Here is a 24117-nt window from a genome sequence, read left to right on the forward strand (position 1 = left end):
AGCCAATTACGGCTTGCGGGACAGCTTTTTGCTGCTTATGAACTGAGTCTGCTATGCTGGTATTGCTCCAGCGACATTAGTACCTCACGCGGCTTGCTGCCCTCATAAGGGCCAATCACACCTCTGGCTTCCATAGCATCAATCAGACGCGCAGCGCGGGTATACCCGACGCGCATCCGCCGCTGGATCAGGGATACTGAAGCCTGCTTGGCTTCCAGTACAATCTGGACCGCCTGATCGTATAATTCATCCTGCGGCTCCTGATCCTCGGCCTGGGTATCATCGACTTCCGGCACAAGGGATTCATCATAATCCGCCTCTCCCTGGCTGCTGACGAACTGGACGATCGTCTCGACCTCCTGATCGCTCATGAACGCGCCCTGGACACGGATCGGCTTGGAGGCCCCCATCGGCAGGAACAGCATATCGCCGCGTCCAAGCAGCTTCTCGGCACCCGGCATATCAAGGATGGTCCGGGAATCGACGTTCGACGATACGCCAAAGGCTATGCGGGAAGGAATATTGGCCTTGATCAGCCCGGTAATAACGTCTACCGAAGGGCGCTGTGTGGCGATAATCAGATGGATTCCCGCCGCCCGCGCCATCTGGGCCAGCCGGCAGATCGCATCCTCCACATCATTCGCCGCAACCATCATCAGATCAGCCAGCTCGTCCACAATGACAACAATGTAAGGCAGAATAGCTGCCGGATTGTCTTTCATCAAGCTGTTATAGCCTTCCATATTGCGTGTGCCCGATTTGGAGAACAGCTCGTAGCGCTTCTCCATCTCCACCACGATCTTCTTCAAGGCCAGGCTGGCCCGCTTCGGATCAGTTACGACCGGCGCCAGCAGATGCGGAATGCCGTTGTAGACATTCAGCTCGACCATCTTGGGGTCGACCATAAGGAATTTCACTTCATTCGGCTTAGCCTTATAGAGAATACTTGTAATAATGCCGTTAATACAAACTGACTTCCCGGAGCCGGTCGCTCCGGCTACGAGCAGATGGGGCATCTTCGCCAGATTGCCGATGATTGTCTGGCCCGAGATATCCCGGCCGAAGGCGATCGACAGCCGCGACTCCGCTTCTTGAAAGATCTGCGTCTCCATTACTTCCCGCATCGTGACCACCGAGACCTCTGAATTCGGAACCTCGATCCCGATCGCGGATTTGCCGGGAATCGGCGCTTCCATGCGGATATCCTTGGCAGCCAGCGCCAGCGCAATATCATCGGTCAGATTGACAATGCGGCTGACCTTCACCCCGATATCGGGTTGAATCTCATACCGTGTAACTGCCGGTCCGCGGACCACCTCCAGCACCTTAGCCCTTACACCGAAGCTCTCCAGTGTAGCTTCCAGCTTGCGTGCGGTCTGCATGTAGTCATTCTGGTCCCCCGCCTTCGCCCCGCTGCTAGGCTTGGATAGCAGACGGAAGGACGGCAGCTTGTACGGCTTGGGCGGAGGAGGCGGCGGTGCGGCTGGAAGCACGGGAACTGCTTCCCCGTTCTCTGCTGAATCCAGCAGCCCGTCCAGGTCTACAGGAGATACATCCTGTCCAGCGTCCGTAAGCTCGGTTGCGTTCAGGCCAGCCCCCTGTACAGCACTCTCACCGTTCCCTGCAGCTGCACCGCTGCGGGCTGCGGGCGAGAACTCGCTCCATTCTTCCCGGTCCTCAGCATTCAGCCCTTCGGCGCGGATATGCTGGAAGAAATCACGGATGATCGGCGTAACAGGCTCCAGCTCCTCATCCGGGAAGTCCTCTTCATAGAAGTCCTCCGGCGGCAGATCATTGCCCGCTGCGAAACCCGAGATGACCGGCCCGCTGCGGGGGTCGGTGATTATGATATCCGGTACCGCCGCCTCTTCATCGTCCAGCTCCGGCTGATGGTCATTCCGCGCAGCAGCATTCCCGCTGAACCAGCCTGATACTCTGCTAAGCAGACTCGAGCGGCCGCGGCTCGGGAGCTGCTGGCCGGATTCCTCCGTTTCTTCGAAGTAGTCCTCATCATCGGCCGGCTCCGGTGCAGCACTGCGGGGCGTTCTGCGCGGTCTGCTGACCACCGGAACGGCCGCCGGACGGTTGGCCGCCCTGAGCTTAATTCCCTCCACCAGCTTGACTGCCCTCACCCGGAGCAGAGTGAACAGTTCCACGTACGACAGATTGGTAATCAGCATGAAGCTGATGGCCAAGAGTACAATCATCAGCAGCTTCGCACCCAGGTTGCCGAACAGCCACAGAAGCGCGGCATACACCAAGGCACCGGTGTAACCGCCGCTGATATCCTTGCCCAGCATGTAGACGCTGCTGTCGCCGGCACCGGGGGACAGCGCCCCTGACAGATCATTATGTATTTGTGCCAGCACATTGCCCGGATGCAACATATCAAGCGGCCCCAGCTTCTGCTGCATGGCTGAGATCGTGCTCATGAGGCACATAGACAGCAGCAGCAGCACCCCGCCGGTATAGCGGCTGTTCCAGGAAGAGGGCCATTTCCGGTGAATCATTACCATAAGCCCATAGAACATTCCTGCCAGCGGCAGCACGAAATAGAATCTGCCGAGCAAATAGCCTGCCATACTGGACAGGGAACGTCCAACGGCAGCTTCCCCGGACAGCGCAATGACGGAAATCGTAATCAGCAGAATTCCGTAGATTTCATATTTCAAAACACTGCCCAGCAGCGCTTTTTTCTTTTTCTTTCTCCGTTTAGCCACGCCAGCCACCCCCGAGTCAATATTATACCATATAATGGCGTGGCGTACCTATGTTCTCTTTTGTCAGAAAATGCATCTTTCGGGGGTTTATCCGCAAAAACTCATTCGATCTGAATAATGGCTCCCGGGGAATACGCCGCATCCAGATATTTGTCCAGCGGGCCATGCAGCAGCCGGACTACCTTCGCCTGTCCTCCGCCCAGCGGTTCAACCTGAAGCAGCATTCCCTGCAGGCTGATCTCCTGCATGGGCTGGGCGTAGGTCAGCGCGCCTTCAAAGATTTGCTCCATAGGCAATACCGTATAAAAGGTCACTGGGGCAGCCCGCCCTTCACCACCGTACCCCCCATAGGCTGAGGAGCAGCAGCAATCATCCGGTTCAAATGGGCCAGCGCGGCTCCGATGCCGCCCACCTCGTCCATCAGCCCGTATCTGACCGCATCCGCTCCGCCAACAGCAGTCCCGATGTCCCGGTTCAGCTCTCCGGTTTTGAACATCAGGTCTTTGAACTGTGACTCGGTAATCCGGGAATGGGAGGTGACGAACTTGACCATCCGCTCCTGCATCCGTTCCATGTACTCGAAGGTCTGCGGAACCCCGATCACCAGGCCGTTCATCCGGATCGGGTGAATGGTCATCGTTGCACTCTCGGCAATAATGGAGTAGGTTGAAGCCACCGCAATCGGCACACCGATGCTGTGCCCGCCGCCGATGACCACCGTTACCGTAGGTTTAGACAGAGAAGCAATCATCTCGGCAATCGCCAGTCCCGCCTCAACATCCCCGCCGACCGTATTCAGAATGATCAGCAGCCCTTTAATCATTTTATTCTGCTCAGCAGCAACTAACTGGGGGATGATGTGCTCATATTTCGTTGTCTTGTTATGCGGCGGCAGGACGAAATGTCCTTCAATCTGGCCGATAATCGTCATGCAGAAGATATCCGGCTCACCGGCAGGCACCGCCGTCTGTCCCAGCTCCTTCAGCACCCCTACCGGACCGGGCGGCACCGGCTCGCTGACCGCCGGCTTGCTCACGCCCGGCATGGGCTCTTCATTGTTTCCTCCACCACTCAGACCCGCTTCCGTATATTCCATTGCGCAGCTCTCCCTTACTGCTTACAGCATGATCCGCTGCAGCCATAATATCTTCGGTTTAGTATGACATTGGAGGGGAGCCCCTTATTCACTCTGCCGCTAAAATACCAATAGGGCGAGGGCTGCATCATGCAGCACCCTCCGCCCGTCACTTTAGTATTTATTCGCCACGGCCCCCAGCACAGCCGCCCGTACATAGGCTTTGCCTTGCAGGCTCTTTAAGCCATCAGCCGTCCCGGTTACGACCACACCCAGTATCCGCACATCTCCGGCCCCCGGAGCGGCCTTGTCTTTTCGCAGATAATTGTAGATCCGCTGGTACTCGCCGTGGTACTTGTCCTTCTTATCCAGCCCGATTGTCACGGACCCGATGAAATCCTCAGGGCTTGCCTGATCCCAATCCGGCCTGATCCCGAATCCGTACACTCCGAAATTCGCACTCATCGGCAGCGGATAGTTCTTATTGGCAGGATCATTCTCGTTCGGATACGGCTTAAATTGGAACCCCTCGCGGTCATCATACGTATCCACCCAGTACCAGACCGGCTTCACCCCTGCAGGCAGCAGGTTCTTCGCTTCTTCAAACGAGTAGTCCTTGTCCAAAGATACCGCCAGCTCCACCCGTTTATCCCCGTTCATCTGATTCAGCTCGGAGAGATCATTTAGTATTTTCCCGTTATAATCAACTCCGGGTACATAGAAGGCCATCTCTCTCTGCCCGTTATAGGAATTATACCCCCGGTAGTACTCATATTCCTCCTGCTTCATGCGCGGATCTTCTACGGTCAGATTGCCGGTCCCCCCATACGCACCCGTGGTGAACGGGAACCACCAGGCGTTGTAATTCAGCCATCTGTTCTTCCAGGGAATGGGCACATCGCCGATGATTTTGTAGGTTTGCATTTCCAGGACTCCCGATAAAAAGCCTCTGTTATCCTTATAGCCTGATCCGTATTCATTAGGGCTGCTGATCCTCATATACTGCTCTTCACTGAACAGCGCTTTGGAGGACATCCGGTCGACCAGCTGCGCCGCGCCAATGAACACAGCGATTAATACAAGCACACTTACCGTAACTGAAATCAGGATACTGCGGATCAGGCTCTTCCGTTTGGTTTTCTTCAGCGTTTGGATGATATTCTGATCTTCTGCTTCCTTCCATGGGGCTGTCATTCGCCCTCACCTCCGTATAATTGTTGAAACTGCTGTCTGGCCCGGTAGAGCGAAGCTTTCACTGTGGATTCGGAAATTCCGAGCAGGGCGGAGATCTCTTTGTAGGACAGCTCCATTTCATATTTCAGTAAAATGAGCTGCTTGTTTACCGGATTAAGCCGTGCCAAGACTCCCTCAATCTCTTCTTTCCGCTCCCTGCGCAGCAGCACTGCCTCCGGCTGATCCTGTTCATGGCCGGGGTGCTCATCTACTTCCTCACCGCCGCTGTATGAATATCTCCTGGACCTGCGGCAATAGTCAAAATAACGGTTAATCGCAACCTTATACAACCAGGCGCTGAACTTGCGCTCATCGATCGCCTCCAGATACAACAGCGCTTTGTACACGGTGTCCTGCACAATATCTTCTGCATCCGCATCCCCCGCGCCGAGGCGGATCAGGTAGCGGCGGATTTCCGCCATTTTGGGCTGGAGCAGCCTCTCCATCTCTCTTGGCTCCAATTCTGCACCTCCTTGCCTGTATAACGGTCAGGTTGCCCAAATGTTGTCCGCCACTGCAAAAAAACACAAAAATCCCCTTCGCCCAGGAAACCGTCCAATATTTCCGGGAAAAGGGGATTGCAGTTCAGCTATATGGTCTTAGTGAAGCGTCACTTATACTTCCATAATAATCGGCAGGATCATCGGTCTGCGGCGGGTCTGCTCATAGAGGAAACGGCCGAGCGAATCCTTGACACTGGTCTTCAGCGAAGCCCATTCATTGACCTTCTCGCTCATCAGACGCTGCAGCGTGCCGGAAACAATCCGGTTCGCCTCGTCCAGAAGGCCTTCCGATTCACGTACATACACGAATCCGCGGGAGATGATATCCGGCCCGGAGACAATCGCCCCGTTCTGCTTGCTCAGGGTGACCACTACCACCAGGATACCATCCTGGGACAGCAGCTTGCGGTCACGAAGCACGATATTGCCGACATCGCCTACACCCAGTCCGTCGATCAGCACGTTACCGGCAGTAACCTTACCTGCTCTGCGTGCTGCCCCGCCGGCAATTTCGATCACTTCACCCAGCTCAGTGATGAAGATATTGCTCGGTTCAACGCCAACAGACTCAGCCAGCAGCGCATGCTTGCGCTGCATCCGGTATTCCCCGTGAATCGGCAGGAAGTACTTCGGCTTCATCAGGTTGAGCATCAGCTTCAGCTCTTCCTGGCTGCCGTGTCCGGATACGTGAACGCCGGAGTTGGAGCCGCTGTAGATCACGTTCGCGCCGAGGCGGAACAGCTCATCGATCGTGCGGCCGACATACTTCTCGTTGCCCGGCACCGGTGTAGCGGCAATAATGACGGTATCTCCCGGCAGGATGTCCACCTTGCGGTGGCTGGAACGGGCCATACGGGTCAGCGCCGACATCGGCTCGCCCTGGCTGCCGGTGCAGAGTACCACTACCCGGTTTGCAGCCATCCGGTTCATCTCTTCCGGCTCGATCAGCATTCCGTCCGGAATATGCAGATATCCAAGCTCAGACGCGATCGATACGACGTTCACCATACTCCGTCCGATGACGGTAATTTTGCGGCCCGTCGCTTCAGATGCATTCACTACCTGCTGGATGCGGTGCACGTTGGAAGCAAAGGTTGCAACCACTACACGCTGCTCGGCTTTGCGGAAAATATCCTCCAGCACGATGCCGACATTCTTCTCAGATGGCGTGAAGCCCGGCTTCTCAGCGTTGGTGCTGTCCGACATTAAGGCAAGCACACCCTTCGCGCCGATCTCGGCCATCCGGTGCAGGTTGGCGAATTGTCCGTTGACCGGAGTATGGTCAAACTTGAAGTCACCGGTGTGGACTACATTGCCTTCCGGAGTTTCGATGCAGACACCGACCGAATCCGGAATACTGTGGTTCGTTCTGAAGAAGGTCACCTTCAGGGAAGTCCCCAGGCTAATCTCAGAATCCTCATTGATCAGAATCCGCTTGGTCTCACCCAGCAGATTCGCTTCCTTGAGCTTGTTCTCTACAAGGCCAAGGGTCAGTCTTGTTCCGTAGACCGGAACATTCAGGTTCTTCAGCACATAAGACAATCCGCCGATGTGATCCTCGTGACCGTGGGTGAGGACAATCCCTCTAACCTTGTCACGGTTCTCGGTCAGGTAAGAGATATCCGGGATGACGATGTCAATCCCGAGCATATCCTCTTCCGGGAATTTCAGACCGGCGTCTACGACTACAATGTCGTTGCCGTACTGGACAACGTACATGTTCTTCCCAATCTCTCCGACTCCGCCTAATGCGAAGATCGTCAGTTTATCATTGTTGTTGTTTTTTTTGGACAAATGAATCTAACCCTCCTATGATGTTGGACGTCAATCTTGTATTTGTTAACCATGAGCTTCAATATTTAAGCGGCGCTGAGTCTACCTCAAAATGCTGTTAACTCCATATTTCGACAGAGATGTCCTGATAAGGTGTATAATTGCGCAAGTCTAAACTCCCGAATCCGGGCAGTAATATCCTCTTGAAGCGGGCCATTGCCGTCAAAATTCCACCACCGCGCCCTCGCGCTTAAATCCGGCATATTTAGCACAGACTTATCCAAGGACCTATCCTGTCTTACAATGCACAATCACATTGACGGAAGATTACCGCATATTTTATTTTAACCGCACCTAATCACTTAAGATCATTATACATGATTTTTTTGGCAAAAGACAAGTCACCCGGCGGCAAGACCTATTTTTTCCTTAACACGCTGCCGGAATTGATGTTAAAAACCCGTAAAAAAGGCACAAAAAAAAACCGGCCGCTCGTTCTGAGCAGGCCGGTGATCAAGCCATTCTTCAGTTCAGCAAGCTGGTAATAAAGGCTGCTTCTTCTTCCGTCGGAGGAACCAGCGGCAGCCGGACCGAGCCTACATCGATTCCGCGCAGCTTCAGTGCGTATTTCACAGCTGAAGGGTTCGGCAGCGGCTGAGGACATTCAAACAGCCCCTTGAACAGCGGGAACAGCTGCCGGTGCAGCTCACCAGCCCGCCGGACATTGCCGGCTGTGAAGGCTTCGATCATCTCATGCATCTGCGCCCCTGCCACATGGCTGGCTACACTGATAATCCCGTGGCCACCCACCGCTAATGAAGCCAGACCGGCCGAATCATCGCCGGTATAGACATAGAAGTCCTCCGGGCAGGCCGTAACAATCTGCGTCACCTGGTCGACCGAAGCACATTCCTTCGTAGCCACGATATTCGGGATCTCCGCGAGCCGCAGCGTGGTCTCTGCACTCATGCTTACGCCGGTGCGTCCCGGCACGTTATACAGGATACACGGCAGAGAGGTCGCGGCGGCAATCGCCGAGAAATGCTGATAGAGTCCTTCCTGATTGGGCTTGTTATAATAAGGGACCACCAGCAGTACGCCGTCTACACCGATAGCTTCAGCATCCCGGGTCATTTCAATCGAATGCTGTGTGCTGTTGCTGCCCGTACCGGCGATGATTTTGCAGCGTCCGGCAGCCTGCTTCTTGACAAAAGAAAACAGCTGCAGCTTCTCCTTGTCCCGCAAGGTCGGTGACTCTCCGGTTGTCCCGCAGACCACCAGTGCAGCCGATTTCTGCTGCTCAATCAACTCATCGACCAGCCGTGAAGTTGCTTCCCAGTTGATTTCTCCATCTTCGCCGAACGGGGTGACCATTGCGGTTATTAATCTTCCGAAATCCACTTTGAATTCCTCCTTGTCAGCGGTGCAATTCGAACTTGCCGTGCAGGGCCCGGACCGACTGCACCATATCTTCCTTCTTCACCAGCACCCAAATCGTTGTATTGGAGTCAGCGGATTGCAGAATCTGGATGCTCTGCGAGCTGAGCGCTTCCACGATATGCGCCATAATCCCCGGAACACCGTTGATGCCTCCGCCGATAACCGAGACCTTGGCACAGCCGGACAAGCTCTTAGGACGCAGGCCCAGCTCCTGTAGCGCGGCAATCGCCTGCTCCGATTTGTCATCAAACACCGTATACACAGCCTCGGTCGGCGTCACATTGATAAAGTCCACGCTGATCCCGTTATCCGCCATGCTCTTGAAGATCTGCAGCTGCACCCCGGTCCCGTTGCCGTCCGGGCATTCCACCGAGATCTGTGTAATATTGCTGACATACGCGATCCCTGTAACCAGCCGGTCCACCACTCCGCCCGCAACATCATTGAAGCCCTCGGGATGGGTGACCAGCGTTCCTTCCGCTTCCGAGAAGGTCGAGCGGACGCGTACCGGAATCTGGGCCTGCATCGCGATCTCTACCGCACGGGGATGAATAACCTTGGCCCCCTGATAGGCCATGTTGCAGATTTCGGTGTAGCTGACATAGGCAAGCTGTCTGGCATCTTCAACAATCCGCGGATCGGCGGTGAGAATGCCGTCCACATCTGTATAAATATCAACCATATCTGCACGCAGCGCAGCGCCGAGCGCTGTAGCCGAGGTATCGCTTCCCCCGCGGCCGAGCGTGGTGAAATCCCCGGCTTCCGTCTGTCCCTGGAATCCGGTGACGATAACGACCTTATTCTCGCGCAGCTCGCGCAGAATACGTTCTGTACGCACATTCAGAATTCGCGCATTGCCGTAATTATTGTCTGTCAGGAATCCGGCCTGCGCACCTGTCAGCACGGTTGAACGAATGCCTTCCTGCTCCAGCAGGCCGCACAGATTCGCCGCCGAGATGATCTCTCCGCAGCACATCAGCAGATCCCGCTCTCTGGCCGGCATGGCATTGCCGCTCTGGGCGGCCAGATCCAGCAGGGTATCGGTCGCATAAGGCTCCCCCTTGCGGCCCATCGCCGAGACGACCACAACCAGGCTGAACCCGCTGGCGAGCTCGCGTTTGACATGACGGATGACATGCTCCCTGGCCACCGGGGTGGAGAGTGAAGTTCCGCCGAACTTTTGCACTAGAATACCCATGTATAATTCCTCCATTACTTCGCTCAGCAACCCTGAGTGAACCCTTCGTGAACACGATCATTCCAAGCAGCAGAATAATCATCTTCAAGATAATCTTATTCTAAGTATAGCGTAAAATTGTTCGTGCCGCCCCCGGAACGGGGACGGCAGAAAAGAAGCGTATCTGATCCGCAGCTGCAATCGCAACTGCCGGTCAGAGCCGTGTCTATAATTCCATGATCTATGCGGAATGGAAGCGTTCGATCAGCATCGGCTGCAGCTGGTTGCCCTGCAGTGCTGCATAGCAGGCCTCAGGGATGAGGTCCATCTGCGCCACTAAGGAGTTCGGCTTACCAACCGGATTATCCTGCCCGAAGGGAACAAAATAAATATGCTTCGCCACCAGAAGCTTCGCAATATTCGCCGCATTCAGCCCCAGGCCGTCATTGGTCGAAATGGCCAGCACTATCGGACGCCCGTTGCGCATCTGCGATTTGGCGGCCATCAGCACCGGGCTGTCGGTCATGGCGTTCGCCAGCTTGCTGGTTGTATTCCCCGTGCAGGGAGCGATCGTCAGCACATCCAGCAGCTTGGAAGGCCCCAGCGGCTCCGCTTCCACAATCGTAGAAATGATATCATTCCCGGTTATATCTTTCAACTGTTTTAACCAATTTTCCGAGGTTCCAAAGCGGGTATCCGTATTCAGTACCGACGCCGACACAATCGGAACCACCTTCGCGCCGCCATCCATGAACCGCTGGATCTGCGGCATCACCTCCGCGAAGGTGCAGTGAGAGCCGGTGATGGCATAACCTACCGTTTTACCGTGCCAATCCATTCATTCATCCCCCCTGATTAGAGTCTCATCCAAGATCGACTGTACCAGTGCACCTGCCATAATGATTCCGGCGCTCTTGGGGGCAACAACTCCGGGCAGCCCCGGAGCCAGCATCGCCTTGATCCCGCGCTTCTCGGCATAACGGAAATCACAGCCGCCCGGGGCGGAGGCCAAATCGATGATTACACAGTGCTTCTGAAGCCGTGACAGAACCTGGGCATCGATGATCATACCCGGTACAGTGTTGAAAATCAGATCCGCCTCCGGCGCATGAACCAGGAGGTCTGCAGTCATGAACGGCTTCCAGCCCATTTCCTCTGCCCTTGCATAATGCTCCTGCTTCCTTACGCCCACCTTCACCTTAGCCCCTATTCCCTGCAGGGTTCTGGCCATGGTGAATCCGGTTCTGCCCATCCCCAGCACCATGGAGGTAGAACCGTGGATGGTGAAATCAGTATTCTGGATCGCCATGACAAGTGCGCCTTCCGCTGTAGGAATCGAGTTGTAAATGGCGACATCGTCTCTGTTCAGCAGCTCCACCAGCTTCAGAGAATGCCCGGCACACAGGCCGCGCAGATAGCTTTTGGCCATACCTGTATACACAACCGCACCAGGCGGCAGTGCAGAGATATGCTCTTCCCGCAGCTGCAGCCGTTCTGAGGAGAACAGCGCATTAATATAACCTTCATCATCGCAGCCGACCGTCGGCAGCACCAGCACATCCGCTCTGCCCAGCAGCTCTGCGGACAGCTGCTCCAGGTGTACCCCCGGGCACGGGGCATCCCATTGATCGAACCCGGCAGCGCTTACCGATCCATCCATTTCCACACATTTCCGAATCACTTCATTTTGTCTCGCGTCCCCGCCCAGGAACACGATCCTGATGCCAGTAAGCATAGGGATGACGCTCCTTTCCACAACCACATTCGACTATAAAGCATCTTATGCCGGCAGCGGCCAATGGGTGAAGCACACAGAGGAATTCCTGGGCCTCTGCATACTAAAAAAAGCCTGCGCCCTGCACCCGAAGGTGAAGATCCGCAAGCTTGACGGTCTTACTATTAAGATTAGAGTGCTTATTTGCCGGTATGGCCGAAACCGCCCGCACCCCGCTCAGTTACAGACAGCTCGTCGACTTCCACCAGCGACACCGCAGGCACAGCCTGGAACACCATTTGAGCAATCCGCTCATTGCGGGCAATCGCAAACGGCTCCTGTCCCAGATTAATCAGCAGCACCTTGATCTCGCCGCGGTAATCGGCATCAATGGTGCCCGGCGTGTTGAGACAGGTGATTCCATGCTTCAGGGCGAGCCCGCTGCGCGGGCGGATCTGCGCCTCCAGCCCGTCAGGCATCGCCAGGGCTATGCCGGTAGGAATGAGCTTCCGCTCGCCTGGAGCAAGCACCACAGCCTCCCCTACAGCGGCATACAGGTCATATCCCGAGGCCTGCTCAGACATTTTGCAGGGAAGCTGTACATCTTCATTCCCCGGAAGCTTGTTAATTTGAACGTAGTACGACAAGATCATCTCTCCTAACATTGGCAATCGCTTTATCTGTAGAGCCGACCATGGCCAGCGACAGCGGCTGGGCGAACATTTCATCCAGCAGCGCGCCCATGTCATCCATAGTCACAGCCCCTATTTTGGCTATCATCTCATCCAGTGAATCCAGCCGGCCGAGCATCAGCTCGTTTTTGCCCATCCGGTTCATCCGGCTGCTCGTGCTCTCCAGGCTCAGAATCAGGCTGCCCTTGAGCTGCTCCTTGCCCTTGCGCAGTTCGTCCTCGCTCAATCCGTTCAGGGCCAGGTCGTGCAGCATCTCCTTGATCAGCTCCGTGACCTCCTTGGTCTGCTTGGGCGCTGTTCCGGCGTACACAGTGAACAATCCGCTGTCCGCCTGTGCGCTATGATAGGAGAACACCGAATAAGCCAGACCGCGCTTCTCACGGATCTCCTGGAACAGCCGCGAGCTCATGCCTCCGCCAAAGGCATTGTTCAGCAGGGCCATCGGATATTGCAGCGGGCCGCCGCTCTTGACACCCGGCACGGAGATGCAGATATGGTTCTGCTCGGTCTTCTTCTTCCGGAACACCAGTTCTCCCTGATACTCAGGTGCAGTCAGTACAGCAGAAGTCCCGTGATTCGTAAAAGCTCCGAAGTGCTGCTCCAGCAGCGGGATCAGCCCGTCGTCAATGTTGCCGGCCACGCTGATGACCGTGTTCTCGATCGTATATTGCTCTTTCATGTAGCCACGCAGGTCATCCGGCGTCATCTCCAGAAGGCGTTCCTTCAATCCCAGAATCGTATATGCCAGCGGGTGACTGCCGTAAGCAGCCTCACACATCAGCTCATGAACGAGATCATCCGGCGTGTCCTCGCACATGGCGATTTCCTCCAGAATGACATTTTTCTCCTTGGCCAGCTCCTCCGGGTCCATCCGCGAGCGGAAGAACATCTCGCCCAGCACATCGACTGCAATCGGCAGATGCTCATCCAGTACCTTGGCATAGAAGCATGTATATTCCTTGGAGGTAAAGGCATTGACATTGCCGCCTATTGCATCGAACTGCTCGGCAATATCCTTCGCGCTGTACCGGTCCGTTCCCTTGAAGAGCATATGCTCAATAAAATGCGAAATTCCGTTATTCAGCGGGTTCTCATGGCGGGAGCCTGTCTTGACCCAGATCCCGAAGGAGACAGATCTTCCGGTCGGGATTCGCTCGGTCACTACCCGCAGACCGTTCGATAGTGTTATTTTATCCAATATTTAATCCTCCTGGCACAGCCCCTGGTTCTGTCTGTATTTATTATTCGCGCCTCTTATCCTATCAGAAATAGGCCAATCACTCAACATCCCCTGGAGCAATTCGGTCTGGAGAAAGTGTCTGGCTGACTGTGCCCAGCTGCAGTCCCTTCGACCGGATGCCCCGGATCATTCCCCTCAGCGCTTTGGAGGAAGAGGCGGTCGGGTGCATCAGCACCAGGGTTCCCGGCTCAGCCCGGCTGGTAATTTTGACGATCACCGAATCCGGGGACGGATTGCGCCAGTCCACCGTATCCAGCGTCCACAATACCGTCTTCAGGCCCAGCGAAGCGGCAATCTCTACCGTCTGCTGGTTGAAGTCCCCCGAAGGCGGGGCAAACCAGGTATTGGTCACGCCAAGGCTGTCCTTCAGCAGCTTCTGCGTCTTCTGGATCTCTGCGGTTGCGCGTGCCCGGCTAAGCTTACTCATGTCCGGATGGCTGTACGCATGGTTCTCCACCTCGTGGCCGCGCTTCAGCATCTCAGCCGCCAGCTCCTTGTTCCGGCTCAGCCAGCTTCCATCGAGGAAAAAAGTCACCTTCACCTTCTCCGCATCCAGAATATCAAGCATCGGGAGAATGTACTCGTTCCCCCAGGCCACGTTGATCATCAGCGAGACCATCGGCTTCGCCGGATTGCCCCGGTAGATCGGCTGTGCCCCCAGGTCATTCAGCGACACCTTCGGCTTGATCTCCCGGTATACCAGCCTGAGGCCCTCCGCCGGCCCCCGCAGCACCGCATTCCGGTAAGTTGCCTCCACATCGACTTCCAGCCCGTTATACCCCGGAATCGCTTTCCATACCCGGTCTATAACTGCATCGGCCGGCGGCGCATTCAGCTCCTTGGCCTTGGCGGTAATCTTCTCCCGCAGCTCATCTTGCTTCTGCTCAACAGCATGGCTCATTACAGCTGCATCCGCTTGCGGCTTGAGCCCGGCAAACATCTCTTTCACCGGCCCGTCTGTGCTGCCAATTCCGATAACTACAGCGATACAGGCCAGTACAAGCGCTGCCTTGTCCGTCTTCATGACGTTTTCCTCCTCGGCCGATAACGGTCTGTTCCGTCCCCGCACAAGGGTAGCCATGCAAGGACGCTTTGTCCCAGCCTATGTAAGAAGCGCCGTAATTATGCCGTTCATCTCCAAAAAAAAGAGCCAGAACCATACGGCTTCTGCCTCTCCTTGGAAACATTTAGTTGGACCCGCTTATAGCCTTACTTAAGGACAGCGTCTTAAGCCTTGGCTCCGCTCTCTGCAGTCAGTACAGCTTTGCGTGACAGGTTCACGCGGCCCTGCTGATCGATTTCGGTTACCTTCACCGTGATAATATCACCGAGGGCTACGACATCTTCCACCTTGGCCACACGCTCCGTCGACAGCTGGGAAATATGCACAAGGCCGTCCTTGCCGGGGATCAGTTCAACGAAAGCGCCGAACTTCTCAATCCGTCTAACCGTACCTGCATAAATCTCGCCGACCTGGATTTCCTTGACAATCCCTTCGATAATTCCGCGGGCCTTCTGGATCATCTCTTCGTTAGAGGAACCGATAAAGACGCGGCCATCCTGTTCGATGTCGATCTTTACGCCGGTTTCTTCAATGATTTTGTTGATGATCTTACCGCCGGCACCAATAACATCACGGATTTTGTCCGGATTGATATTGATGATGATAATCTTAGGCGCATACGGGGACAGACTTGGTCTTGGCGCGGAGATCGCCTCATTCATTTTGCCGAGAATGAACATGCGGCCTTCTTTGGCCTGCTGCAGCGCATCCTGAAGAATGTTACGGTCAATGCCGTCAATCTTAATGTCCATCTGAATCGCTGTTACGCCTTCTGCTGTACCGGCTACCTTGAAGTCCATATCGCCGAGGTGATCTTCCATACCTTGAATGTCGGTCAGGATGGACACATGCTCTCCGTCCTTGATCAGACCCATGGCCACGCCCGCAACCGGCGCTTTGATCGGTACGCCTGCGTCCATCATCGCCAGGATACTGGCACAGATACTCGCCTGGGAGGTTGAGCCGTTGGATTCAATCGCTTCGGATACGAGACGGATGGTGTACGGGAATTCCGTTTCACTAGGAATAACCTTAGACAATGCACGTTCTCCCAGCGCACCATGGCCGATCTCACGGCGTCCCGGTGCTCTCAGCGGACGGGCTTCTCCGACGCTGAATGGAGGGAAGTTGTAATGATGCATGAAGCGCTTGGTCTCCGCCGGATCAATACCGTCCAGAATCTGCACATCGCCGAGTGCGCCCAGCGTACATACGCTGAGAATCTGGGTTTGTCCGCGTGTGAACAGACCGGAGCCGTGAGTACGCGGCAGCAGGGCGGTGTCGCATTCAATCGGACGGATCTCATCCAGCTTGCGGCCGTCAGGACGGACCTTATCATGGGTGATCAGGCGTCTGACTTCGTCCTTCACGATGTCATGCAGCACTTCCTTCACGTCTTTCAGAAGCTCAGGGGTCTCTATGTATTTCTCAGCGAAATACTCTACCGTCTCATTATTAATCAGGTCGATCGCGTCCTGGCGGGCGTGCTTCTCGGCAATTCTGACCGCTTCAATCAGCCGGCTTCCGGCATAGGCGCGCACCTCAGTGTTAACGTCTGCGTTCACCGCATGGAGCTTCACTGCCATCTTCTCTTTGCCGGCAACAGCCACGAGCTGTTCAATGGTAGCTACAATCTTACGGACCTCGTCATGTCCGAACATAATTGCTTCCAGCATAACGTCCTCAGGCACTTCATTCGCTTCCGCTTCAACCATCATGATAGCATCCTTGGTTCCGGCTACAACGACATAGATATCGCTGACTGCCTGCTGGGCTACATCCGGGTTGATGACGAACTCGCCGTTAATCCGTCCCACCGCTACGCCGCCGATCGGGCCGCTGAACGGCACATCGGAAATGCTCAGTGCTGCGGAAGTACCAATCATAGCCGCAATATCCGGCGCACAGTCCTGATCCACGCTCATGACGAGATTGAGGACCTGAACGTCATTGCGGAACCCTTCCGGGAACAATGGACGAATCGGACGGTCCGTCAGACGGCTCGACAGAATCGCTTTCTCACTTGGGCGTCCTTCACGCTTGATGAAGCCGCCGGGGATTTTACCCACTGCATATAATCTCTCTTCATAGTTCACGGTAAGCGGGAAAAAATCCAGATCCTTCGGTTCACTCGACGCTGTAACCGTACACAATACAGAAGTATCCCCGTAACGCACCATAACCGCTGCGTTCGCCTGTTTGGCCAAACGGCCAGTTTCCAGCACAAGGCGTCTGCCGCCAAGCTGCATTTCCACACGTTGTTCCATAAAACCCCTCCTTAAATGGCATATATTTCGCTCTGTATGTTCTACAAGCAAAAACGGCTTGTCCTCATACGGAGGTGATCTAGCCGTCCTGTGCACATTCTATCTGCTTGTCAATTGTAAAAGTTTACCCTAAATTTTCAAAAAGCAACCCGGCTGTCCCGCTGTCGCTCGTAAGAAGGACATACGGTATACAACCAGGCTGCTTTAGGGTTCATCTTATGGAAAATTAACGACGCAATCCCAGTTTTTCGATCAGGGCGCTGTAACGTCTGATGTCTTTGTTCTTCAAATACGCCAGCAGTTTACGACGTTGTCCAACCATCTTCAGCAGTCCGCGGCGGGAATGATGATCCTTCTTGTGCGTACGCAGGTGGTCAGTCAAATTAACGATGTTCTCCGTAAGGATAGCAACTTGCACCTCTGGGGATCCGGTATCGGATTCATGAGTTTTGTGCTCGTCGATCAATTGGTGTTTACGTTCTTGAGTCAATGCCATCCTATTCACCTCCTTCATTATAATCGCCTGTAGCCTCGTCACCGTCGGTGAGAACAAGCAACCAAGCTAAGGTTCCATGCTGGTCATCCCAGCAACGTTAATCAGTATAGCACCTTCGCAGGCAAAAGTAAACGGCATGTCCGCGAAAGATCAGGAATGTTCCCGGAGGCGCTCTTTGGCAGTGACGGCATCTGCGCCGATCTGTGCAATCAGGGCATCAATCGACTCGAACTTGCGCTCCGAGCGGATGTAGGATACCAGCTCTACCTTCAGTTCATGCCCGTAAATATCTGATGCAAAATCAAACAGATGCACCTCAAAGCTCGGGGTGGTCACCCCTTCATGAAACGTAGGCTTCACACCGACATTCATCACACCATGCAGTATCTCATCCCTGTACAGGACCCTTACGGCATATACACCCTTGGCCGGAATAACATAGCGGTCATCCAGCTGCAGATTCGCCGTAGGGAAGCCGATGGTCCGTCCCCGTTTCTCCCCATGGCCGACAACTCCCCGCAGGTGATAACAACGTCCGAACCAGGCATTGGCCTTGTCCAGCTCCCCGCTCTGCAGGCATTTGCGGATACCGGAGCTGCTGACCTTCTCTCCTTCAAGCAGGAACGGAGGCACAGTCTTCACATTCATTACGCCTTGTCCCAGCTCACGGAGCGTATCCGCATCCCCTTCTCCTTTGTATCCGAAGCGGAAGTCGAATCCGACTACGGCGGTTACGATCTGCAGCGGCAGGAGCATGACGGAGACGAAATCCGCCGGACTGACCCGGGAGAGATCTTCATTGAAGGTAATGATGTATAGAAGCTCGACCCCCATTCCGGCAAGCAGCTCCTGCTTGTCCCGGGAAGGTGTCAAATATCCCTCATAGTCCCCTTTGCCCATGACATCCTTCGGATGGGGATAGAAGGTCATAACGGCTGCGGGTACGCCCGCCTCTCGGGCGAGCTCTACCGCAGATGTGATTACGCTGGCATGTCCCAGATGCAGTCCGTCGAACTGGCCGAGGGCAACAACCTGGGGCTGCGCCACCTGCGCTGCCGTCTCAGGCAGCATAGGATAGCTTAATGTTATGGTTCTCACGCTGCACCTCACCTACATTCACTAATAAATTAAAGTCTGGTGTCTTTTGTCTGTCTACGCCTGGGCAAATACTTTGACCGGTGCGACCGCGCCGGAGGCTTCCAGTGCATAGATTCCAAGGAATTCTCCGCCCTGGTCATACAAACGGAAATCGCCGCTATCCTTCACTTCAGGTGAAACCGAACGGGCGGAAAGACGCTGCCCCTGCAGCGCAGCCTTCCGTTTCTCTTCAGACACTGTATGGCGGGGCATATGAGAAATCGCTTCATCGGCAGCAATCAGATGCTCTTCAAGCATACCTTCCTGCTTATATTCGGCGATTTGCTCCAGGGTCAGACAATGACTGGCAGAGATTCCGGCTGACATGGTCCGCACCAGCTCCACCATCACACCGGGAACCCCGAGCTTACGTCCGATATCCACACAGAGGGTACGGATGTAGGTGCCTTTGGAGCATAATACCCGGAAGGTAATATCAGGATAAGGGCCATTCCAGACCATACGCTGCATTTCAATCTCATATATCTCCACTTCACGGCTCTTGCGCTCCACCGTCTTACCTTCTCTAGCCAGCTCATACAGCCGCTTGCCATCCACCTTAACAGCTGAATACATTGGAGGCACCTGCGAAATCACACCCTTGAAGGTGTCCAGCACTGCCAGCACCTCAGCTTCGGTAACCTGGACTTCCTCCACAGATTCGGTAATCGTTCCGGTCAGATCCTCAGTATCGCTGGCCAGTCCCAGCCTGAGCGTCGCTACATATTCCTTGGGCAGCTCCTGGATATACTCAACCACCCGCGTAGCCCGGCCCAGGCAGAGCGGCAGCACGCCGGTAACCTGAGGGTCCAGCGTTCCGGTATGGCCGATCCGCTTCATGCCCAGAATACGCCGGGCTTTGGCCACCACATCATGTGAAGTGAACCCGGCCGGCTTATAGACGGCCAGCACTCCTGTAAGCTCACTCATAAATGACGCTTAACCTCCTCCAGCATCAGGGCAACCGCTTCTTCGAGCGTTCCGTTGATCCTTGCCCCGGCAGCACGGGTATGCCCGCCGCCGCCGAAGGCCTGGGCCAGCGCCGCTACATCCACTCTGCCTGCGGAACGCAGGCTGGCCTTCACGGCCTGATCGTCGATGACCTTGAACAGAATGCCGACCTCAACCCCGCGGATATTACGCGGATAATTGACAATCCCTTCAAGATCCTCGTTAGCGGCTCCGCAATCCAGCATATCCTGCGGCGTTACATATAGCCAGGCAATATCCCCTTCCGGGCTAAGCTGGAGGGTACTGAGCGCACGGTTCAGCACCTTCACCTGGGGAAGGGTCATCTCTTCCAGCAAAGTCTCAGCCAGATCAGGACCATTCACGCCCAGCGCCAGCAGCTCGGATACTGCCGCCATAACCTTAGGTGAGGTGTTGCTGTAGCGGAAGCCGCCGGTATCTGTCAGCAGTCCGGTATAGACTGCTGTGGCGATATCGATGTCCCACTCGACCTCAAAGATCTTCAGCAGGTCGAACAGAATCTCCGCTGTGGCTGCCGCATCCGGCTTGATCAGCGTCACAGCACCGTAACCGTTGTTCGTTGGATGATGATCGATATTCAGTATGAGTGCATCACTGGCGAAATGGTGCTGAGTCAGCCCCACCCGCTGGAAATCTGCACAATCAACACAGATAACATGGCTGAACTGACGCGGCAGTTCCTCAGCAGACAGATTCACAATCTGATCCGCGTGCCATAGATATTCCATCCGCTTCGGAATAGGCCCCTCGTTCAGCATTGTGTATTTTTTGCCCAGACATGAGAGAAGCCAGCCCACCGCGAGGGTGGAGCTGACTGCATCTCCGTCCGGCTGAACATGCGACACTACAAGATAATCGTCGTGTTCCAGCAGAAACTTACGCGCCTGCCGGAGACTTTGTTCATAGCTCTGCATTCGCCGTCTCCTTTATGTTCCGTAGCCTATTCGTTTTTTTCGATCTCCCCGAGCAGCTTCTCAATGTGACTTCCGTAAGCAACGGACTCATCAATCTTGAAGATCAGCTCAGGGGTGTGACGGAGGCGGATCGCCTTGCCGATCTCGGAGCGGAGGAATCCCCCCGCTTTCTCGATCGCCTTCAGCGAGTCTGACTGCTGCGCCTCGTCCCCGAATACGCTCAGGTATACCTTGGCCTGTGACAAGTCATTTGTTACATCTACGCCAGTTACTGTGACGAACCCGACGCGCGGGTCCTTCAGTCCGCTCTGGATGAGCTGGCTCAGCTCTTTCTTGATCTGCTCGCCAACCCGTCCGGCTCTGATTTTAGACATGTTGTTTCACCTCTTTGCTTAGCGCTCTACCGTTTCCATGATGAAGGCTTCGATAATATCGCCTTCGGCGATATCATTATAGCGTTCCAAAGTTATGCCACATTCATAACCCTGTGCCACTTCTTTGGCGTCATCTTTGAAACGTTTCAAGGTGTCGATTTTGCCTGTGAAGACAACGATACCGCCGCGGATCAGGCGCAGTTCAGCATTGCGGGTAATTTTGCCGTCGGTAACCATACAGCCTGCGACACTGCCCACTTTGCTGATTTTGAATACATTGCGCACTTCAGCGTGGCCGATAACACTCTCTTTATAGACGGGATCAAGCATCCCCTTCATGGCACTTTCAATTTCTTCAATTACGTTGTAGATAATGTTATGCAGGCGTACATCCACCTTCTCCTGCTCTGCAGCAGCCTTCGTCTGGGCATCCGGACGAACGTTGAAGCCGATGACAATCGCGTTGGAGGCCGCCGCCAGGGTAATATCGGATTCGGTAATCGCTCCGGCACCGCTGTGAATGATCTTCACGCGCACGCCTTCGACTTCGATTTTGGACAGAGAGCCCTTAAGCGCCTCAACCGAACCTTGTACGTCACCCTTGATAATAACGTTGAGATCCTTGATCTCGCCTTCCTTGATATGCTTGAACAGATCGTCGAGAGTTACACGGGTATTCGTGTTCAGCTCGGACTGGCGCTGTGTTGTGGAGCGTCTGTCTGCAATCGCACGTGCTTTGCGCTCATCCTCGAAGGCCATGAACGGATCGCCCGCCTGCGGCACTTCGGTCAGACCGGTAATTTCCACCGGAGTAGACGGCCCGGCTTCCTTGATCTTACGTCCCTTGTCATTAACCATGGCGCGGACACGGCCGAAGCAGTTCCCTGCAACAAATGCGTCCCCAACCTTGAGCGTACCGTTCTGCACGAGAATTCGTGCCACCGGTCCACGGTTCTTGTCAAGCTCTGCTTCAATAACGGTACCGCGTGCCCGTTTGTCCGGGTTCGCCTTGTACTCATTCACCTCAGCCACGAGAAGAATCATCTCCAGCAGCTCTTCCAGGTTAATGCGCTGCTTAGCGGACAAGTTAACGAAGATGGTATCGCCGCCCCACTCTTCCGGTACCAGCTCATAGTTGGTCAGCTCCTGCTTCACCCGGTCAGGGTCTGCACCCGGCTTGTCGATCTTGTTGACCGCAACAATGATCGGAAGGCCGGCTGCCTTGGCATGGTTGATTGCTTCCACAGTCTGCGGCATTACACCGTCATCTGCGGCTACAACGATAATCGTCATATCTGTGACCTGGGCTCCGCGGGCACGCATAGCAGTGAAGGCTTCGTGGCCCGGTGTATCCAGGAACGTAATTTTCTTCTGATTGATTTCGACTTGATAAGCGCCGATATGCTGCGTGATTCCGCCTGCTTCGCCGAGTGTTACGCTTGTAGAACGAATAGCATCGAGCAGAGTGGTTTTACCATGGTCAACGTGACCCATGATCGTTACAACCGGCGGACGGCTCATCAGATCCTCTTCAGAGTCATTCTCTTCCACGGTCTCGAAGCTGTCTTCATCGACAGGAATCTTCACTTCTACTTCAACACCGAACTCGCCGGAGAGCAGCAGAATGGTGTCGATATCCAGCTCCTGGTTGATGGTGGCCATAACCCCCATCGAGATCAGCTTCTTGATCACTTCCGAAGCATCCTTGTGCAGCAGCTTCGCGGTTTCGCCGACGGTCATGCTGCCGCGGACAATAATCTTCTTCGGCGTGTTGTCAATCTTCTCACGGTATACGGTTGGCTGGTTTCTGCCACGGTTGTTATTCTTGCCTCCGCGGCCGCGGAAGTTACCGCCCTTACCGTCTTCAAACCGTCTTTGGCCGCTGTTGTTGCCGCCCGGTCTGCCGCCGGTGGTGTTCTTCTTCGGTCCGCGGTCACCGCCGCGGGAGAAGTCGCCGCCGCCTTGGCCTTGCGGACGGTTGCCGCTGCCTTGGCCTTGCGGACGGTTGCCGCCGGTTGAGCCGCCCTGCGGTCGGTTGCCGCCGGTTGAGCTGCCCTGCGGACGGTTGCCGCCGGTTGAGCTGCCTTGCGGACGGTTGCCGCCTGCGGAGCCGCCCTGCGGACGGTTGCCGCCGGTTGAGCTGCCTTGCGTGCGGTTGCCGCCTGCGGAGCCGCCCTGCGGACGGTTGCCGCCGGTTGAGCCGCCTTGCGTGCGGTTGCCGCCTGCGGAGCTGCCGTGCGGACGGTTGCCGCCGCCGGAATTACTCTGCGGGCGGGAATTCTGTGTAGTGCCGGATCCTTGTGTTCTGCGGGAATCTTGTCCGCTTTGGGGCCTTGGTGACATCGTCGATTGGTTGTTGTTTTGGTTACTGTTCATACCTACCTGCTTTTCCGATTGATTTTTGTTGGCATTCTGAGCACTGTGGGCTTCGGCTGTTACCGCACCGGCAGTTACTGCCGGACGGCTGCTGGTGCCGGTGTCCCGCTTGGCTGCAGCGTTTGTCTTAATGTCCTTGAAGAATTGTTCCACTTTGCTCACGGAGCTGTTCTCCATGACACTCATATGATTATTCACTGGAACATTCAAACGCTTCAGAATTGTAATAATTTCTTTGCTGCTCATGTTCAGAGACTTCGCGTATTCATATACGCGGAGCTTATCTTTGTTATCTTCTTTAGTCAATAACTCCACCTCCGACAGTATCTCCAAGCGTTCTGGAGATCATTTCCGCGAATCCTTTATCCGTAACGGCCAGCACCACGCGCTGGTCCTTACCAATACTTGCACCGAGTTCATCCCGGTGAAATGCGATTACTAGTGGAATATCGTAGGTCCCGCATTTATCGCGGAACTTCTTCTGGGTATTATCTGAAGCGTCACCCGCCAGGACGACCAGCTTCGCCTCTGAAGACCGCACTGCTTTTAGCACAGCCTCATCGCCGGTGACAATCTTGCCTGCTCTCATGGCAAGCCCTAAATAAGAAAGTGTCTTACTCTTGTTCATCGTCCTCACTATCCTTCGCTGCCAAAAACTGCTCCTCCACGGATGCAAAATCCCGGGCAAGCTGGGCATAGATTTCCGGACTGACCTGGCATTTCAATGCCCGGTCCAGTGCTTTGTTTTTTTGTGCCAGCTTGAAATACTCCAGCTTGCCGCAGATATAAGCGCCACGGCCCGACTTCTTGCCTGTCAGATCGATCAGCACTTCACCCTCCGGCGTTCTCACCACGCGAATGAGCTCTTTCTTGGGCATCATCTGCTGGCTGGCCACGCATTTGCGCAGCGGCACCTTTCTTTGCTTCATTAGT

The 24117-nt window shown here is 55.0% G+C and carries 22 protein-coding genes; all 22 read right to left on the reverse strand.

The genetic code is table 11. The features are described 5' to 3' along the window. Positions 1 to 35: 35 nt before the first annotated feature. A complete protein-coding gene (locus K1558_RS21565; RefSeq protein WP_238653735.1) occupies positions 36 to 2720 on the reverse strand; it encodes an FtsK/SpoIIIE family DNA translocase in 2685 nt (894 codons plus the stop codon). Positions 2721 to 2821: 101 nt separating this feature from the next. Then, positions 2822 to 3034 carry a YlzJ-like family protein gene (locus K1558_RS21570; RefSeq protein WP_238653736.1) on the reverse strand — a complete coding sequence of 71 codons (213 nt, stop codon included), beginning with the start codon at positions 3032 to 3034 and terminating at the stop codon, positions 2822 to 2824. Then, positions 3031 to 3765, reverse strand: a complete 735-nt coding sequence (locus K1558_RS21575) for a ClpP family protease (RefSeq protein ID WP_238653868.1) — start codon at positions 3763 to 3765, stop codon at positions 3031 to 3033. The genes K1558_RS21570 and K1558_RS21575 overlap by 4 nt, the downstream gene beginning before the upstream one ends. A 204-nt stretch (positions 3766 to 3969) precedes the next feature. Beyond that, positions 3970 to 4989: an anti-sigma factor gene (locus tag K1558_RS21580; protein ID WP_238653737.1), complete on the reverse strand. Its 1020-nt coding sequence runs from the start codon at positions 4987 to 4989 to the stop codon at positions 3970 to 3972. Further along, a complete protein-coding gene (locus K1558_RS21585) occupies positions 4986 to 5489 on the reverse strand; it encodes an RNA polymerase sigma factor (RefSeq protein WP_238653738.1) in 504 nt (167 codons plus the stop codon). The genes K1558_RS21580 and K1558_RS21585 overlap by 4 nt, the downstream gene beginning before the upstream one ends. Positions 5490 to 5642: 153 nt before the next feature. Continuing rightward, the gene (locus tag K1558_RS21590) at positions 5643 to 7325 is read right to left on the reverse strand and encodes a ribonuclease J (RefSeq protein WP_238653739.1); all 1683 of its coding nucleotides are present in this window, start codon (positions 7323 to 7325) and stop codon (positions 5643 to 5645) included. Between the two features lie 504 nt (positions 7326 to 7829). After that, positions 7830 to 8705: a 4-hydroxy-tetrahydrodipicolinate synthase gene (dapA, locus tag K1558_RS21595; RefSeq protein WP_238653740.1), complete on the reverse strand. Its 876-nt coding sequence runs from the start codon at positions 8703 to 8705 to the stop codon at positions 7830 to 7832. 16 nt (positions 8706 to 8721) lie between these two features. Then, positions 8722 to 9942, reverse strand: coding sequence for an aspartate kinase (dapG, locus tag K1558_RS21600; RefSeq protein WP_238653741.1), 1221 nt, complete (start codon positions 9940 to 9942; stop codon positions 8722 to 8724). A 220-nt stretch (positions 9943 to 10162) separates the two neighbouring features. Further along, complete coding sequence (locus K1558_RS21605) at positions 10163 to 10759, reverse strand: dipicolinate synthase subunit B (protein WP_238653742.1); 597 nt, start codon at positions 10757 to 10759, stop codon at positions 10163 to 10165. Further along, on the reverse strand, positions 10760 to 11656 hold the full coding sequence (gene dpsA, locus K1558_RS21610) for a dipicolinate synthase subunit DpsA (RefSeq protein ID WP_238653743.1): 897 nt from the start codon (positions 11654 to 11656) through the stop codon (positions 10760 to 10762). Positions 11657 to 11835: 179 nt separating this feature from the next. Next, complete coding sequence (dut, locus tag K1558_RS21615) at positions 11836 to 12282, reverse strand: dUTP diphosphatase (protein WP_238653744.1); 447 nt, start codon at positions 12280 to 12282, stop codon at positions 11836 to 11838. Beyond that, on the reverse strand, positions 12260 to 13525 hold the full coding sequence (locus tag K1558_RS21620; RefSeq protein ID WP_238653745.1) for a M16 family metallopeptidase: 1266 nt from the start codon (positions 13523 to 13525) through the stop codon (positions 12260 to 12262). Before K1558_RS21620 ends, dut begins: the two co-directional genes overlap by 23 nt. A 79-nt stretch (positions 13526 to 13604) precedes the next feature. After that, positions 13605 to 14591: a polysaccharide deacetylase family protein gene (locus K1558_RS21625; protein WP_238653746.1), complete on the reverse strand. Its 987-nt coding sequence runs from the start codon at positions 14589 to 14591 to the stop codon at positions 13605 to 13607. Between the two features lie 203 nt (positions 14592 to 14794). Next, positions 14795 to 16897: a polyribonucleotide nucleotidyltransferase gene (gene pnp / locus K1558_RS21630; protein WP_238653747.1), complete on the reverse strand. Its 2103-nt coding sequence runs from the start codon at positions 16895 to 16897 to the stop codon at positions 14795 to 14797. 226 nt (positions 16898 to 17123) lie between these two features. Beyond that, complete coding sequence (gene rpsO, locus K1558_RS21635) at positions 17124 to 17393, reverse strand: 30S ribosomal protein S15 (RefSeq protein WP_019910460.1); 270 nt, start codon at positions 17391 to 17393, stop codon at positions 17124 to 17126. A gap of 150 nt (positions 17394 to 17543) precedes the next feature. Continuing rightward, complete coding sequence (locus K1558_RS21640; protein ID WP_274528704.1) at positions 17544 to 18464, reverse strand: bifunctional riboflavin kinase/FAD synthetase; 921 nt, start codon at positions 18462 to 18464, stop codon at positions 17544 to 17546. A gap of 81 nt (positions 18465 to 18545) precedes the next feature. Further along, the gene (gene truB, locus K1558_RS21645) at positions 18546 to 19460 is read right to left on the reverse strand and encodes a tRNA pseudouridine(55) synthase TruB (RefSeq protein ID WP_238653749.1); all 915 of its coding nucleotides are present in this window, start codon (positions 19458 to 19460) and stop codon (positions 18546 to 18548) included. Continuing rightward, the gene (locus K1558_RS21650; protein WP_238653750.1) at positions 19457 to 20434 is read right to left on the reverse strand and encodes a DHH family phosphoesterase; all 978 of its coding nucleotides are present in this window, start codon (positions 20432 to 20434) and stop codon (positions 19457 to 19459) included. Before K1558_RS21650 ends, truB begins: the two co-directional genes overlap by 4 nt. A 26-nt stretch (positions 20435 to 20460) precedes the next feature. Further along, positions 20461 to 20808 (reverse strand): 30S ribosome-binding factor RbfA, encoded by a 348-nt coding sequence (rbfA, locus tag K1558_RS21655; RefSeq protein ID WP_238653751.1) that lies wholly within the window; start codon positions 20806 to 20808, stop codon positions 20461 to 20463. 18 nt (positions 20809 to 20826) lie between these two features. Continuing rightward, positions 20827 to 23490: a translation initiation factor IF-2 gene (infB, locus tag K1558_RS21660; protein WP_238653869.1), complete on the reverse strand. Its 2664-nt coding sequence runs from the start codon at positions 23488 to 23490 to the stop codon at positions 20827 to 20829. Next, positions 23483 to 23812, reverse strand: coding sequence for a YlxQ family RNA-binding protein (locus tag K1558_RS21665; protein ID WP_420800460.1), 330 nt, complete (start codon positions 23810 to 23812; stop codon positions 23483 to 23485). The genes infB and K1558_RS21665 overlap by 8 nt, the downstream gene beginning before the upstream one ends. Then, positions 23799 to 24113, reverse strand: a complete 315-nt coding sequence (gene rnpM / locus K1558_RS21670) for an RNase P modulator RnpM (RefSeq protein ID WP_238653752.1) — start codon at positions 24111 to 24113, stop codon at positions 23799 to 23801. The genes K1558_RS21665 and rnpM overlap by 14 nt, the downstream gene beginning before the upstream one ends. Positions 24114 to 24117: the final 4 nt, after the last annotated feature.

This window comes from Paenibacillus piscarius (assembly GCF_022234545.1).
Lineage (GTDB): Bacteria > Bacillota > Bacilli > Paenibacillales > Paenibacillaceae > Paenibacillus_AQ > Paenibacillus_AQ piscarius.